The organism is uncultured Mucilaginibacter sp., assembly GCF_903893715.1.
In the GTDB taxonomy this organism is placed as follows: Bacteria; Bacteroidota; Bacteroidia; order Sphingobacteriales; family Sphingobacteriaceae; genus Mucilaginibacter.
This window is the reverse complement of the sequence record NZ_CAITNG010000127.1, coordinates 21591-37395: the sequence shown is the minus strand read 5'-3', so window position 1 is coordinate 37395 and position 15805 is coordinate 21591. Positions and strand designations below refer to the sequence as shown.

At 45.0% G+C, this 15805-nt stretch carries 14 protein-coding genes; 8 read left to right on the top strand and 6 right to left on the bottom strand.

Features of this window, described 5'->3' with window-relative positions:
- A partial coding sequence (locus tag QZX97_RS14630) for a hypothetical protein (protein ID WP_295652134.1) occupies positions 1-430 on the top strand: 430 nt, incomplete at its 5' end.
- Between the two features lie 253 nt (positions 431-683).
- Here the strand turns inward: QZX97_RS14630 and QZX97_RS14625 are convergent.
- The gene (locus tag QZX97_RS14625; protein WP_295652131.1) at positions 684-3116 is read right to left on the bottom strand and encodes an alpha-ketoacid dehydrogenase subunit alpha/beta; all 2433 of its coding nucleotides are present in this window, start codon (positions 3114-3116) and stop codon (positions 684-686) included.
- 147 nt (positions 3117-3263) lie between these two features.
- On the opposite strand from QZX97_RS14625, the gene QZX97_RS14620 reads away from it, so the two are divergent.
- The 3 genes from QZX97_RS14620 to QZX97_RS14610 all read left to right on the top strand — a co-directional run bounded on the left by QZX97_RS14620 (position 3264) and on the right by QZX97_RS14610 (position 5794).
- Positions 3264-3686, top strand: coding sequence for a DUF1573 domain-containing protein (locus tag QZX97_RS14620; protein ID WP_295652129.1), 423 nt, complete (start codon positions 3264-3266; stop codon positions 3684-3686).
- A gap of 126 nt (positions 3687-3812) precedes the next feature.
- On the top strand, positions 3813-5372 hold the full coding sequence (locus QZX97_RS14615; protein ID WP_295652127.1) for a glycosyltransferase family 39 protein: 1560 nt from the start codon (positions 3813-3815) through the stop codon (positions 5370-5372).
- 50 nt (positions 5373-5422) lie between these two features.
- Complete coding sequence (locus QZX97_RS14610; RefSeq protein ID WP_295652125.1) at positions 5423-5794, top strand: DMT family protein; 372 nt, start codon at positions 5423-5425, stop codon at positions 5792-5794.
- Positions 5795-5812: 18 nt separating this feature from the next.
- Here QZX97_RS14610 and QZX97_RS14605 read toward each other — a convergent pair whose 3' ends face one another.
- Positions 5813-6961, bottom strand: a complete 1149-nt coding sequence (locus QZX97_RS14605) for a dipeptidase (protein WP_295652123.1) — start codon at positions 6959-6961, stop codon at positions 5813-5815.
- A gap of 37 nt (positions 6962-6998) precedes the next feature.
- Complete coding sequence (locus tag QZX97_RS14600) at positions 6999-7361, bottom strand: VOC family protein (protein WP_295652121.1); 363 nt, start codon at positions 7359-7361, stop codon at positions 6999-7001.
- Between the two features lie 316 nt (positions 7362-7677).
- Between QZX97_RS14600 and QZX97_RS14595 the strand changes: the two genes are divergently transcribed.
- A complete protein-coding gene (locus QZX97_RS14595; RefSeq protein ID WP_295652120.1) occupies positions 7678-8127 on the top strand; it encodes a DUF1569 domain-containing protein in 450 nt (149 codons plus the stop codon).
- 287 nt (positions 8128-8414) lie between these two features.
- Positions 8415-8771, top strand: coding sequence for a glycine zipper domain-containing protein (locus QZX97_RS14590; protein WP_295652118.1), 357 nt, complete (start codon positions 8415-8417; stop codon positions 8769-8771).
- 53 nt (positions 8772-8824) lie between these two features.
- On the opposite strand, the gene QZX97_RS14585 is transcribed toward QZX97_RS14590, so the two are convergent.
- On the bottom strand, positions 8825-9262 hold the full coding sequence (locus QZX97_RS14585) for a hypothetical protein (RefSeq protein ID WP_295652116.1): 438 nt from the start codon (positions 9260-9262) through the stop codon (positions 8825-8827).
- A gap of 265 nt (positions 9263-9527) precedes the next feature.
- Here QZX97_RS14585 and QZX97_RS14580 point away from each other — a divergent pair, with 265 nt between their 5' ends.
- The gene (locus tag QZX97_RS14580) at positions 9528-10736 is read left to right on the top strand and encodes an ABC transporter permease (RefSeq protein WP_363152612.1); all 1209 of its coding nucleotides are present in this window, start codon (positions 9528-9530) and stop codon (positions 10734-10736) included.
- A 64-nt stretch (positions 10737-10800) separates the two neighbouring features.
- Here QZX97_RS14580 and QZX97_RS14575 read toward each other — a convergent pair whose 3' ends face one another.
- Positions 10801-11130 carry a hypothetical protein gene (locus QZX97_RS14575; RefSeq protein WP_295652113.1) on the bottom strand — a complete coding sequence of 110 codons (330 nt, stop codon included), beginning with the start codon at positions 11128-11130 and terminating at the stop codon, positions 10801-10803.
- Here QZX97_RS14575 and QZX97_RS14570 point away from each other — a divergent pair.
- Positions 11129-11911, top strand: a complete 783-nt coding sequence (locus QZX97_RS14570; protein WP_295652112.1) for a Fic family protein — start codon at positions 11129-11131, stop codon at positions 11909-11911. The two genes, QZX97_RS14575 and QZX97_RS14570, sit on opposite strands and share 2 nt — an antisense overlap.
- A gap of 572 nt (positions 11912-12483) precedes the next feature.
- On the opposite strand, the gene QZX97_RS14565 is transcribed toward QZX97_RS14570, so the two are convergent.
- On the bottom strand, positions 12484-15741 hold the full coding sequence (locus QZX97_RS14565; RefSeq protein ID WP_295664746.1) for an ATP-binding protein: 3258 nt from the start codon (positions 15739-15741) through the stop codon (positions 12484-12486).
- Positions 15742-15805: the final 64 nt, after the last annotated feature.

The following is a 15805-nucleotide window of genomic DNA, read 5'->3' as shown; positions in this document are numbered from 1 at the left end:
TCAGAGTTCTGATGATGACGGGGTTTTTTCGGTTGTTGGTGATCCCGATAGCTATCGGGACACCAACAACGGCGTGGGTGATGTGGAGGATGGAAGCCCTGAGTGTGGAGTCGGGAGTTCTGAGTCGGACACATCCGAGGCGGGCATGGATAGCGGGTTACCTATGGGCGCGGACATCCCGACAAACCGGGAGATCTCGGGAGAAAACATCGAAAATATTCCTACTTTTTCCCCCCTGGATGGTTTGACGTCACATAGCGATCTGGATGATGGGGTGCTGAAACAAGTTCAGCATGACGCGGTTTTTACTAGCGGGACAGACATAGCGTCTCCTGCGGAAAAGCCTGTGGAGACGGAGAGGGATTTGATGTGGGACGACGATGAGGTGATGGATGAAAACGAGGCTTGGCCCAACGTTAAGGTGGCTTAACTTGGAGAAAAGAATAAGGAGTAAGGAACAAGGACAGAAGCCGGAGATGCTGCACCTTCGCTTACGATTGCTACGCACAAAGATACTCCTCCGCATAAAGCTATGGCGCAGGAAGTCGCTCCTTCGCATACTGCTACGGCGCACGAGGGAAATATTCTTACTTTTTCCCCCCTTTTAACAGAACGGGACTGTCGCGCAGAGGTTGCTTTCCCGAAGGATCAGGACAAGTTGTGGCTCGCAACGACGTGATTTGTTAATATATCGGCGGGAATTTTGCCGGGTTGCTTTCGCTCATCATGCTGTAAACGGTCTCGATGATGTCCTCGTGCGATGGTTTGCAGAAATAGTCGCCATCGGAACCATACGCCGGGCGGTGTGGCTTGGCGGTTAGGGTACGGGGTTGGCTGTCGAGGTGGTAATACCCGCTTTGTACTTCGATGAGTTGCTGCAAAATATAAGCCGAAGCGCCACCGGGCACATCCTCATCCACAATGAGCAGTTTGTTGGTTTTAGCTAACGAGGTAGCGCAAATATGGTCGAGGTCGAAGGGATATAGGGTTTGCGGGTCGATGATTTCGACGTTGATACCCGCGCATTCGAGCTCGGAAGCGGCTTCCTGTACAATGCGGAGTGTTGAACCGTAGGATACGATGGTAACATCGGTACCTTCGCGCAGCAATTCGGCCTTGCCGATGGGTATGGTAAACTCGCCCACGTTTGTTGGCAGTTTTTCTTTGAGGCGGTAGCCGTTGAGGCATTCTATTACCAGAGCGGGCTCATCGCCGCGCATGAGGGTGTTATAGAGGCCTGCAGCCTGTGTCATGTTACGGGGCACACAAATATGAATGCCGCGCAGCGCGTTAAGTATGAAGCCCAGGGGCGAGCCTGAGTGCCATATCCCTTCGAGGCGGTGACCACGCGTGCGGACGATGACAGGCGCCTTTTGACCGGCATAGCTGCGGTAGCTCAGGCTGCCCAGGTCGTCGCTTAGTACATTCATGGCGTACATGAGGTAGTCGAGGTACTGTATTTCGGCAATGGGGCGCAGGCCACGCATGGCCAAACCCATACCTTGCCCAATAATGGTGGCTTCGCGGATGCCGGTATCGGTTACGCGCAGGTCGCCAAATTTGAGTTGCAGGCCGGCAAAGCCCTGGTTAACATCGCCAATGGCGCCAACGTCTTCGCCAAAGGCCACGAGGGTTTTATCGCGGGTAAAGTTGGCTTCAAAACAGGCGTTCAGTATTTCGCGGCCATCTATCATACGGGCCTCTTCATCAAACTCAGGTGCCACAACCGGTACTTTGAGCGGGGTATAGGGGCTGCCGGTAAACAGTTTGGAGTTATAGCGTTCTTTATTTTTGGTGTTCTCCTGCAAAAGCCATTCGAGCAGGCTTTCGCGCTCTTCCGAACCTTCTTTAACGGTAAGCAGCAGAACCTTGCGTGCGGCAGCAACCACATCGCGGCGGCCCGGGTCTATTTGTTCGCGCAGGGTGGTGGATATTTCGAGCAACTGTTCTGCCGAAGCTGAAGAATGGGCCATGCGCTCAATGAGGTCGGCGGTATCGTGCAGTTCGTCTTTGATGTCGATATCCAGTTCGCTCCAGGCTTCGCGCTGGCATTCGCGCACGTGTTTTTTGGCGGCGTCTTCCAGTTCGCTGAGTTCGGTATCGGTAGCTATAGCGGTTTCGAGCATCCATTTGCGCATTTGCAGCAGGCAGTCGTGCTCATCTTCCCATTCCAGGCGCTCTTTGGATTTATAGCGTTCGTGCGAGCCGGAAGTAGAATGGCCCTGCGGCTGTGTCATCTCGGTAACGTGAATCAACACGGGTACATGCTCGGCACGACAAACGTTGATGGCGTTTTCGTAGGTTTCGCACAGGCCTACATAATCCCAGCCGCGTACTTTGAATATCTCGTAGCCATTGGTGCCTTCTTCGCGCTGGAAGCCTTTGAGTATCTCTGAGATGTCTTCTTTGGTGGTTTGATATTTGGCCGGAACGGATATGCCATAGGCATCGTCCCAAACGGAAATTGCCATAGGCACCTGCAATACACCGGCGGCGTTAAAGGCTTCAAAAAACAAGCCTTCGGAAGTGGAAGCGTTGCCGATGGTGCCAAAAGCCACCTCGTTGCCATTTACCGAGAACTTGTCGAGGTAAGCCAGTTCTTTGTTTTGGCGATATAGTTTTGAGGCGTAAGCCAGGCCTAACAAGCGCGGCATGTGTCCGCCGGTAGTGGATATATCGGACGAGCAGTTCATCACCTCCGTGAGGTTCTTCCAATCGCCATTATCGTCGATGGTGCGCGTAGCAAAGTGGCAGTTCATTTGCCTTCCGGCGGATGCGGGGTCTTTCTCCACATCGGGGTTGGCATATAGCTGAGCGAAGAACTCCTTAAGGTTGCTCATGCCCGTGGCAAACATAAAGGTTTGGTCGCGGTAGTAACCGGCGCGCCAGTCGCCGGGTTTAAAGGCTTTGGCCATAGCCAGTTGGGCAACTTCTTTACCATCGCCAAAAATGCCAAACTTGGCCTTGCCGGTAAGTACTTCGCGGCGGCCGATAAGACTGGCTTGACGGCTTTCGTAGCCGATACGGTAATCGTTTAAAACGATGTCGCGAAAGGCATCGAAACTTAGTTGTGATACATCAAACTTATTGGTAGCGTTAACCACGGTATCTGGCATATAAAATTTGGTTTACTCAGCAAAAATATAAAATTCTATTTCGCTTACATTATTTTTACCTACTAAACCATTAGTTTTTTTATTAGTTTAAAATAAAATGGATAATTAGTATATTTGTACATCACCATACTACATCAACACAAGAATATGAAAAAATTAATGATTTTATGTGCGGTAATTTTAGGTTTTACGATTACTGCGTCTGCCCAAACAGACAATAAGGCTGAGTTTAAGTTTGCTTCGGAAAAGTACGATTTTGGTAAAATACCTCAGGGTAAGCCGGTTACTACCGACTTTGAATATACCAATATTGGCGAAGAGCCCTTGATATTGACCGAAGTGCGCCCAACATGCGGCTGTACTATTGCCGATTATACCAAAACACCTGTTAAAAAAGGTGATAAAGGTATTATTAAAATAACCTTCAATGCTCCTGTAGCCGGCGTTTTTAACAAAACCATTGTGGTTACATCGAATGCTAAAACACCACAAAAATATCTGGTGATTAGCGGAGAGGTATTGGCACCACCGGCTGCGGCACCTGCTACAACAGGCAGCAACATGAAATAAGCTTTGTTTGCGATAAATATCAAGCCCTGCGAAATCGCCGGGCTTTTTTGTGATTAAAGGGGAGCCTACCGGCTTTTGCATATCAAAACATTCTGTTTAAATTAGCTTTAACCGAAAACGGATTTAATGGAAAAGCGTAACTATAAAGGTTATTTACCGTTGATTTTACTGTTTGTTGCAATCAGGATAATTCTTAACCTGTTTGCCTTACCACATTACGGCTTTCAACGCGATGAGATGCTGCACCTTGCCCTTGGCGACCATTTGGCCTGGGGATTTAAAGAAGTTCCGCCATTTATTGCTTTTATATCCCGGCTTTCCACTACATTGTTTGGCTCGTCGGTTGCCGCAGCAAGGGTATTTACAACACTTTGCAGCGCACTTATTATACTATTGACAGGGTTGCTCACGGTTGAGTTTGGCGGTAAGCGGTTTGCTATTACCTTGGCTTGTTTGTCGCTTATTTTTTCGCCGGCCTTTTTGGCGTCGGGCTATTTGCTGCAGCCGGTGGTTTTCGACCAGTTATGGTGGCTGCTTTCGGCTTATTTGCTGGTGAAGTATTTTAATACCAACCAAGACAAATACCTGTACTATTTAGGCGTCGCGATTGGATTAGGTATGATGACCAAGTACACCATGGCATTTTTTACAGCGGCGCTTATCATCGGTATCCTGCTAACCGCGCAGCGCACCATATTTGCGAAAAAAGGCATTTGGATAGCAGTAGGGATATCCATCATCATCTTTTTACCGAACATCATTTGGCAGTTGACGCATCATTTGCCATTGGCCATGCATATGCGCAAGCTACGCAGCAGTCAGCTGGACTACATAAAACCCGGCGATTTTGTGGCTCAACAACTCATGATAAATGGTGCGGCGCTTTGGCTTTGGCTGGGCGGTTTGATATACCTTTTGTTCTTTCATCGGATGCGGCAATACCGCTTTCTGGCATATGCTTATTTGTTTACACTGGTTTTGTTTTTGGAGTTGAACGGCAAAATATACTACCTGTTTGGGGCATATCCCATGTTGTTTGCCGCAGGCGCCTTCGGTTTTGAGCGCCTGCTCAAATCGAAAGGATTGGTTTGGCGGACGGCCTTGGTATTGTTTTTTGTAGTGCCCAATTTGGTGTTCTTTCCACTGTCGCTGCCTGTCTTCCCTATAAAAACAGCCTTGCCCGTATTTGATTTTATAGCAAACAAGCTCAACGTAAAGTTCCCATTTAAATGGGAAGATCAAAAGATGCACCCAACAACACAGGATTATGGCGATATGTTCGGGTGGGACGAGTTGGGCCTTAAGGTTGCCCAAGCATATCAAAGTTTGACACCTGAACAACAAAAGCAAACCATCATATTTGCCAATAACTATGGCGAAGCGGGCGCCGTGCACCATTATGGTAAGCTGTACAACCTACCCGACGTGTATTCGCTAAACAGCAGTTTTGCCCTTTGGGCGCCCGAAAATATTGATGCGAAGTATCTGGTATATGTTGATGAGTCGAACGGGGCTAATGTGGAGGAGATGCTGAGAAACGGGCGCATTGGCAGTGCTAAAAAAACGGGCGAAATAGATAACCCGCTTGCCCGCGAAAAAGGTACGACTGTGTATATTTTGAGCGACCTTAAACCGGGTTTAAATGCCGGGTACCGTAAAGAGTTGCTGCAAACAAGATTGGAGTAGGTTGGGTTTTAGATTAACTTAGCAACGAAAACTCAATTTATATCAGCTGTATGCGCGGACTCAAAACCATCATTTTCCTCATTATATCCAATACTTTTATGACGTTTGCCTGGTACGGGCACCTTAAATTTAAGGAATACAGTTGGGGCAAAAGCATGGGTTTGTTTACCATCATCCTCATCAGTTGGGGCTTGGCTTTCTTCGAGTATGTGTTTCAGGTACCGGCAAACCAGTCGGGGTTTAAAGGCGATGGGGGGCCGTACACCCTGGTTCAACTTAAAACGATACAAGAAGCCATTACGCTGACGGTTTTTATGGTATTTAGCCTGTTGTTTTTTAAGAGTGAAAAACTTGGCTGGAACCATTTGGTGGGCTTTAGTCTTAATGTGCTCGCCGTATTCGTCATTTTTAAAAAATGGTAAAGCCAGCGTTTGATAAACCTATTTCCCGGTATTGGCTTTAAGCACCCGTATAAAATTGCCGCCCTTTATTTTGTCGATGTCTTTCTTCGAGTAGCCTATTTTGGCCAGTTCGTCAAATATCTTAGGGTAATCGGCCACACTGTCCAAACCCAACGGGTATGACTCAGAGCCGTCAAAATCAGAACCAATGCCTACATGGTCAATACCTATCAGTTTAACAATATAATCTATGTGCTTTACCAATAAGCTCAAAGGGGGACGCATCGGGTCGGTTTGCGATTTATAGATGTTGTTAAGCCTTATGTTAGCCAATGTTTCATCATGATAAATGACAAAAAGCGAATCCAACTCCTTGCGGTGCTGCCGTAAAAACGCGCCGTCTTTTTTATCGAAGGTACTATCAACAAAAGCGCTATAAAAGTTAACAAAAACCACTCCGCCGTTTTGAGCAAGGGCTTTTAGTTGTGCATCTTTCAAATTGCGCCTGTTAGGGTCGAGCGTGTAAGCGCAACTATGGGATGCGATGATGGGTTTTGTAGATGTGGCTATCACATCGTAAAAGGTCTTTTCGCCTACGTGCGATACGTCTATCATCACGCCAAGGTCGTTCAGATGATGGACAATTTGCTTGCCATACTCTGTGAGTCCGAGGTACTTTGATGTGTCTTTGTTGCGTGTCTCATCGCGTGCCGATGTAGCCCAGGTGGTACTATTATTCCATGTAAGGGTAAGGTAACGCATGCCCCGTTTTGCCAGCGAATCGATATAATCCATGCGGTCTTCTATCATGTGCCCGCCTTCAACACCAATCATTGCTGCCATTTGATGGTGTTTGACGGCCTTTTTTAGCTCGGACGAGTTTCTCACTAAAGTTATTTCGGTAGGGTAGCGCTTGATTAGGGCGTATAACGAATCTATCTCGCGGTTGGCCATATTAAAAGCCGTGCCGGTGCCATATTGCTCTCCGCACCAAATCGAAAATACCTGGGCATTTAAACCACCTTGTTTTGCCCTCACCAGGTCAAAATTGCCGCTATCCTGTAGTTTGCCAATATCGGACTTGGTTATCAATTCGTTCGATAGAATGTCGTTGTGGGTATCAACCAATATTTGAGATGCCGCATTAAGGCTAAACAATAGGGGTAAAAACAGCAGCAGCTTTTTCATCGAGTTAAGGTAGTAATTTTTACAGGATAATTAACCATCAATGGTATTCCAACAATTCAATCCTGTTACCATAAGGGTCGTGAAAGGCAAAGCGGTCGCGGCCGGATATGGGCACTTCTTCAACTATTTCTATCCCATTGGCCTCAAGGTGGGTCCGTGCGTCATGCAGATTGGTGACCTGCATAGCAAAGTGCCGTTTTGATATTTCAGATGGGTTTTCTGTACCGATATGGAGTTCTAACCCAGGCAATTGATACCAGTAACCGCTGCTTTTATACAGTTCAGGAGCCCTCATTTTTGGCTCGAAGCCCATCACCCCGGTATAAAACAGGTTGGCTTCGTCCACTTTGCCCGGCGGCACACAAACGTAAACGTGGTCGATACGTTGATAGTTGATCATAAAAACGGATTGTTTTACAGTTAAAAAAGTTAGGCAATTTCGGAAAAATTATGGATTGTACAATTAGGGCCTGTAAGTCCTAAAATCAGCAACATCGGGTGCGCAGCACCCGATGTTGCCAAATCCAAATCCCTTAAAATGCGCACCCTATTCTTCTGCTAAAATGTCTGGCTAGTGGTTGGAGTGTTATTGCCTGACTTGTCTTGCTAATCACGGTATTGTTTTTGTTGAGGTTGCCTCATATTTCATTTTTGTTTTACGATTTATAAAATGCTTTCTTATCTTTATGTGCCCTGATGTTTGTCCCCAACCAGTAATGAAAAGTTTATTAAACGCTGCGTACAGCAAAGAGATAATCGAACGGATCAACCATTTAACGCCTGCTTCAACTCCGTTGTGGGGTAAAATGACGGTAGACCAAGCTATGGCGCATTTGAACGCCGCCTTCAACAATGCCTTGGGCGAGGTGAAGCAAAAAAGGGAATTTTGGGGTTATATTTTTGGTAACATGGCAAAAAAGAGCCTTTTAAGTGATAAGCCGGTCAAAAAAGGCCTGCCAACTTCTAAAGCGCTTAAAGTAAAAGGCGAATACAATTTTGAAGAGGAAAAAGAACATCTCATCGCCTTAATTGAACATTATACCGCTACAAGGGGCAAGGACGTGAATAAATACCCGCACCCATTTTTTGGGCGACTTACCGCTATCGAGTGGGACAAGTTATTGACCAAACACATTGACCATCATTTAAGTCAATTTGGGGTTTAGATTATAATCCTGAGTATCCGTCCAACTTAAACTGTATAGTAATCACTACAAATATCCTTTAAAGGATATATCAAGCAGTCACAATCTCCAGCTTCTGCTATTTTTAGTTCCTGTTAAATTTCAGTATTGAAAACCCTTTGCAGGCAGCCTGAGCCACTAAACATTTGTTGCCGGTTGTTTTTTTGCCTATCTGATACTTGATTGTATTATTGGCTGTTTTTTTGCCATGTTGTTGATGTAAATCAAATGTTTTGGTTTACGCTAAACTCATATCAAAAACAATTATTATGAAAAAGTATATCTTTTCGGCTGGCTTGGTAATTACGCTGCTGTTTATGGCTAACCTCTCAGTGCAAGCACAATCTCGCCCCGTTAGCGATCAGGCCAAGGGTGCAATAGTTGGCGGCGCTGCCGGCATAGTTGCAGGTGGACTAATCGGTCATGGCGTTAAAGGTGCCGTAATAGGTGGCGCAATAGGTGCAGGCGGCGGCTATATTGTTGGCGACGCCATCCGTCGTAAAAAACTAAGGCAACGCCAAGCTTATTTGCGTGCGCACCCTGTGCATCATTATGCCCATACTACTTCAATTGCGGCACCAAGGTCGGTTACTACCACTACGGTTACAAAAACCACTAACTATTGATCGTGCATTTCGCCAAAAAGCCCCTCTTGATTATCAAGAAGGGCTTTTTAGTTTTAAGCTTGGTCTTGTTTGTTGTTAAGTAACAAGGTACTTGTAATTGCGAAAATATCGGTTTTGATATGTTTAAAGTTCTTGTGGATGTCCTTTAGTTCGTCGGCTATCCTCGCGTCTTCCATTTCTAAAAAAATCTGACTTTTTGCTGCCTTGTTGTTTATTTTTTCTTCTATGTGGATTTGGTGCCTTATAATGTCCTGTTTTATATTACTTTCTACGTAGCCCAACGATATGAGTTGACCTTTAATAAGTTGTATACGGTTAACATATTTGTCTTGTATCAGGGTGATAAAGAACTTGTCCAGCAAATCGGTTATAAATTTGATTTCATCGTCCAGAAAGTTGATTTCTGACAGCCAGAATTTGTTCTGGTCGTACAGTTTGGTTATAGCTTCGTCAATGTCGGCTGTAACGGTGGTTTGGTTAATGGTTTCCATGATGGTTTGGTTAATGTGATTCTTATTGCTATTTGTGATATAACGTTTTATATAGTAAAATTACCGTCAAACTGTTTGCCAATCAATAATCTAAATCACTATTTTGGCGGGCTTATGTCATTTTTTACATTGAATTTTACATTTAGAACACGATTATGGTCCACGATATATATATTTGGTTATGGCTGTAACGTAACGGCGCATCTGTTGTCTAAATGGTAGTATGATATTTTTTAAGCTATTTGCCGAAAGTTTTGTTTTTGCCATGGATGCTCTCAGGCAAAACAAGCTCCGTACCATCTTGTCCTTATTGGGAATTACCATTGGTATATTCAGTATCATCGCTGTATTCTCTGCTGTCGATACCTTGAACGACAACCTGCACAAAAGTGTCGACAAACTGGGCAGCAACACCCTTTTTGTGCAAAAAATGCCATGGACTTTCAGCGGTGACTACCCGTGGTGGAAATATATGCAGCGCCCTGTGCTTAAACTGCGCGACCTGGATGCCCTCGAAAAACGTATGCAAAGCACGCAAGGCATGGAGTACGAAGCCTGGCTGAGCAACCACACCATCAAATATCAAAGCAATAGCGTCGAGAACGTGCAGATCAGTGCCGCCTCGGCCGACTATGATAAAACCTGGCTGCTCAACTTTATTGCAGGCCGCTACTTCACCGGTATGGAATCGCGCGCAGGCGAACCCGTAGCCCTCATTGGCTATAATGTTGCCGAGGGCTTGTTTGTAGCACCCTCACTTGCCGAAGGCAAACTGATCAAAGTACTCGGCCGCAATGTGCGGGTAGTGGGCGTGTTTGCTAAAGACGGCGAAGACATGCTGGGTATATCAAACGATGACGCCATCGTTATTCCCGTGGCTTTTGCCCATCAAATGGTTAACATCGAAAGCGATAACTATAACCCCCAAATTGTGGTTAAGGGCCGCGATGGTGTGCCCGAAGAAGCTGTTGAAAGCGAACTGGAAGGTGCCATGCGTTCCATACGCCGCATAAGACCCAACCAGGAAGATAACTTCGCCCTCAACAAGAGCACCCTCATATCCGAACAATTCGACAAGGTGTTCAGCTTCCTGCACTTTGCGGGGATGATCATCGGTGGCTTTTCGGTACTGGTAGGCGGCTTCGGCATAGCTAATATCATGTTCGTGTCGGTAAAAGAACGCACCAATATCATCGGTATCCAAAAGTCCCTTGGGGCCAAAAACTACTTTATCATGCTCCAGTTCCTGCTCGAGGCCATTTTATTATGCCTCATGGGTGGTTTGCTGGGGATTGCCTTAGTTTATGTCGGTACACTCATTTTAAAATCCCAATCTGATGTGGCCGTGGTACTCTACTTCAAAAACGTAGTCATCGGTATAAGTACTTCGGTAACCATAGGCATTATCGCGGGTATTGTGCCGGCATGGATCGCTGCTCGTTTAGACCCTGTAGAGGCTATACGCACCAATTAAACACTGAGTGATTTACTGACCGATTTATTAACTATAGATTAAATATTTAAATCATTAAATAAATTTATCGATCGCTTAATAAGGCAAGGGGGGAAAAAGTAAGAAATATTTCACGCCATTTAACCACCAAGTCATTGCGAAGAGGAATGATAGCCTGTCCCGATACTTTTGGAAAGCAACCACTGCGCGACAGGCAGCCCGCCAACCAAAGGGGGGAAAAAGTAGGAAATACTTCAATCTTTATTTCTCCCTGTTCTTTCATCTTTGTTCCTTGTTCCAAACCATACAAGGTACAAAATTTTGACGGTATTTCCAAAAAATCGCAATGATAAACCCCTTGCCGCACCCGTACCTTTTCGGTAAATTTGGCGTAAACCCGGCCAGTCCAAAGCATGCTCTATCAACTAAAAATCATCCCTGTAACTTTACTGCCACTATACATCCAACAGGTTGCGCCCGATTTGCTGTTGAAGTTTGATAGCTTGCACGATGCCGAAATATCCACCGAGACTTTCAGTTTTTATACATCAGTATCATCAGTCTTTTCAAGTAAGATAGAAGGGGAGGACATCGAACTCGACTCATACGTCAAGCACAAAAAATTTGGTATCGAATTTTTGCCCGACTATACCTGCAAAATAGACGATTTATATGATGCCTACACCTTTGCGAAAAGCAATACCCTAAGCCAACAAAATGTCGCACATGCGCACCAACTCTTAAGTAAACACATTGTGGCAAAGCATTACCAAGGCAATTTGCGCACACAAAACATGTATGTATCCACACCCGAAGGCAAAATAGAGTATGTGGCCGCAACCCCGCACCAGGTGCCCGGCGAAATGGAAAAGTTTTATAGTGATGTTGCCGACTTGTTAGCAGCCGAAATGAACATAAAGGAAGTTTTCTTCTTTTCAGCGATGATACATTTGGTTTTTGTGAAGATACACCCCTTTAACGATGGCAATGGCCGTACAGGCCGTTTATTGGAGAAATGGTTTTTGGCCCAAAAATTAGGCGATAAAGTCTGGTTTGTCCAATCCGAAAAAAACTACTACCAGCAACATCAAATCTATTATAACAACCTACGCGCACTGGGGTTGGAATACCCCGACCTCAATTACGATAAAGCCCTGCCTTTTTTACTGATGCTACCTGGGGCATTGGATGTGTAATTTTCTCCCGTCTAACAATGTTTTAATTATTCAACAACCGCTTTAATACACTATCTATTATCCTCACTCTTTTTGTATGTATCTTCTAAAAAAGTAAGGGATAAAAATAAGGGACAAAGATATTATTAACGTGATTGCTGATAAAAAAATCCCTTTTAAAGGAAATGGAAATGATGATGCGAAAATAGAAATACCGAATGTATGAATAAGAGAAATAACTATAATTGCAAAGGAAAAAAGCTTATTCACTTTTCTGCTTATCAAAAATAATATTAACAGTGTGAAATCAAAAATATAGATGTCTAAAGTCGATTTCAAACCGTCCACTACATACTTATTGTTCAAAAAATCCAAATAGTTGTCTAAATAATTCAAGCCGAAAAGTAGCTGAGGAATGATTAGTAAAATTGCGAAGCCGATCGGAGTTGTTTTTTGTTTCATGATTTTGCCCCACACTGGTCGAGGTTTTCAACTTCATCCTAAAATGTACTATGCGTTGTGCTTGTGCGGTTACCCATCAAGCTTGCCACCTGAAAAAACGCCCTGCGCTATGCCCCATGCACTCCGCGCCCTCAATTCACCGTGCTCCCCTTATAATGCTTCATAATCTTGCTGTACAATATCTCCGGCACAAAAGGCTTGGTTAGGTAGTCTTCCATACCATGCTTCACCGCTTTTTGTTGGGTTTCGGGCATGGCGTCGGCACTCAAGGCTATAATGGGAACTTCGGGCTGGGTTTGTTTGATGATGGATGCTGCTTCAAAGCCGTCCATAACGGGCATTTGCAGGTCCATTATGATCACGTCGTAGTTATTACCCATCGCCATCTCAACAGCAACTTTACCATTCGATGCATGCTGTACATCGGCGTGCCAGTTCTTTAAAAACTTAGTGGCTATTAGCAGGTTCATTTTGTTGTCGTCAACCAGTAAAATGCGCATACCTTTCAGGTTGTCTTCTGTGGTGCTTGTCGGGGCCTTTACCTCAGTTTCGGGTTTTTCTTCAATTTCGGCCTTGTCAAATTCAATGGTAAAGCTAAACTCGGTGCCTTCGTCCGGTACGCTCACAATATTGATGGTGCTGTTGTGCAGTTCTATCAGGCGTTTGGTAATGGCTAAACCAAGCCCCGTGCCGCCATAATCGCTCTGTGTGCTCTGAAACTCTTGTGTAAAGGGGTCGAATATTTTCTCCAGGTTTTCCGACGCTATACCAATGCCCGTATCGGCCACAGTAAACTTTACCGATACCTTATCAAATTTTATGTTTTGCGATTCGAGCTTCAGATACACTGTGCCGTTTTTGGTGAATTTTACCGCGTTACTGATAAAGTTGTTCAGCACCTGGCCCAGGCGCAATTGGTCACCGATGAGGTTCACGGGTATGTTTTGGTCAAACACCAGTTCCAAATTGGTACCGTTCTCTTCAGCCTTGGTGGTAAACGAACTTAAAATATTTTTGGCCAGCTTGCTGATGTTGAAAGGTAGCTTGTACAGCTCCAGTTTGCCCGCCTCAATTTTGTTGTAATCCAAAATATCGTTGATCAGCTCCAACAGGTTATTACTCGAAAACTGCAGCGTGTGCAGGTATTCCAACTGGCTGGGGGCGGGGTTTTCCTGCAGCAGCAGGTTGGTAGTACCTATAACAGCATTCATCGGCGTCCGAATCTCATGACTCATTATAGACAGGAACTCCGACTTGAACCGCGACGATTTTTCGGCATTTTCCTTAGCCATGATCAATGCCTCGCGCGCTTTTTTGATTTCGGTAATATCCTCGCCAATACTGGTGGTTTCGGTTATTTTTCCAAACTCGTCCAGCGTAACCGTGTTTTTCCAGTTGATAACGCGTTGTTTGCCGTTGCGGCAAAGTACCGGGCTGGTATGCTGGGCATAAAAATTGTCCGTTTCCAGCCAACCCCTAAACTGCGCCCTCAAAATATCGGGTACAAAATTGGTAACCCAGTTCATGTTCAGCAATTCGCTGCGCTCATAACCCAAAATTTCGGCCAGGTGCTTATTGCAAAAAACAATATCGCCGTTTTTGTTCAGCGTTACAGCAGCCAGGTTAATGGTTTCAAGAACGCTCTTGTATTTGTTTTCCGAACGCTCAAAATCAAACTCGATTTTCTTCCGCTCAGTCATGTCTTGCAGCGTGCCGATTATTTTTTTTATCACACCATCTTTTTTCAAGGTTTTGCCGATGATCAGGCTCACATATTTCAACCTGCCGCTTTTGGTGATGATGCGATACTCTACTACCGAGCGGGTCATTTTCAACGGGTTTTTAAACGAACCCGCCAGCATGGCTTTGTCTGCCGGGTGTACCTGGCCCAACAACAGTTTAAAATGGTCCTCGTGCTTTACTTCATCCTTGTTAAGTTCGTAAATATGGTATATCTCGTCGCTCCACTGTATGTCGTTCAGGGTGATGTCCCATTTCCAGCCGCCAATTTTAGCAATGGCCTGCACCTCCATCAATTCCGACTGGCTCTGTTTGATCAGCTTGTTGGCAATTTTGTTTTCGGTAACATCCTGCACAATGCCTGCCACTTTTATAACCCGGCCTTTGTCGTCCTTCACGGGATAGCCACTTACCACCTTGAAATACTTTAGGTTACCTTTTGGTGTGATGGAACGATGCTCCAGTTCATTCAACGGGTTGCTTACCAGCGAATTGAAATAAACCTGTGCATGCTCGCGGTCGTCGGGGTGTATCAAGCTGATGTAATAGTTCAGTTTTGTGCGGTCGTGCGGTATGTCGGTAACCTCCAGTATCGTAAATAAATTGTTCGACCATTGAATGTCTTGCCCGGTTTCATCGGTCCACCAGCTGCCAATTTTTGCTACTATCTGCTCATTGTACAGCACCATTTCATTCTCTTTAACTTTGGCTGCACTTTCTTTTATTTCGGTAATATCCTGTAAAGTAATGGTAACACGGCCATTGGGCTTGTGCGCGGTATCGAGCACCGGCGAAATGGTAGTATGGTACCAACGCCCGTTGTTAAAAAACGATTCAAAATCAAACGATACAGTTTTTAATGTTTTTACAGCGGTTTTAAAATAACTGGCCACCTGAGGTATGGCCAAATCGTCGAGCGTCGATCCGATGAGGCTCACTACGTCTTTTTCTAAAACATCGCCCGCAGGGTACCAAACATCCTGACATATTTTTTTCTCGTCGTACGTAAAAATGATGTTGGTATTTGCGGCTATCAAACTTTGCAGGTTCGACAGGCTGTGGTTCAGGTTGCCATTGGTCAGTTCGAGCGCCATTTTTTGTTCCGTAACATCGTGCATAATGACTTTGCTGCGGATGATGTACGAGCGGCGGTATAAAAACAAAACACCGGCCAGGGCTATAAAAATAACCGTCGTTCCGGCCAAAACAGGTATTTCGGTATAAACCACATTGAATAAAAAGCCGCAGCCAAAACTGGCAATGCTCAGGCAGATAAAGCCGATAAACTCATACGATCGCCTGCACAAAAAACTGATCAACATCAAACTCACCAGCGAGCCCAAAAAGTACTCGCCTATAAAGTTGTTGGTGCCCAGCAAGTAACAGTTGTTCACCAGCATAAAGGTGATGATGCAGAAGTAAGCGTTTACAAAATAGATGCGCTTATCGTCAAAATATGATACGGCAACAGTGGTTAAACAGATCAAGCTGCTAAAGCCGCGTAACCACAAGGGGTCTACCGACTGTGGCACCAGGTATATAAAAAGGAAGTGGAATGCGATGTTGACAAAGCACAAAATGATAAAAAACAACCTGTAAAAGTCCCGGTCATCGGGTGCTTTCGAAAGTTTATTTATACTTAACGCCATGCTTTGGTCGGGATATAATATTTAAAAAATGGTTTAAACTTGCGGGATGTAAAAAAACAACTAA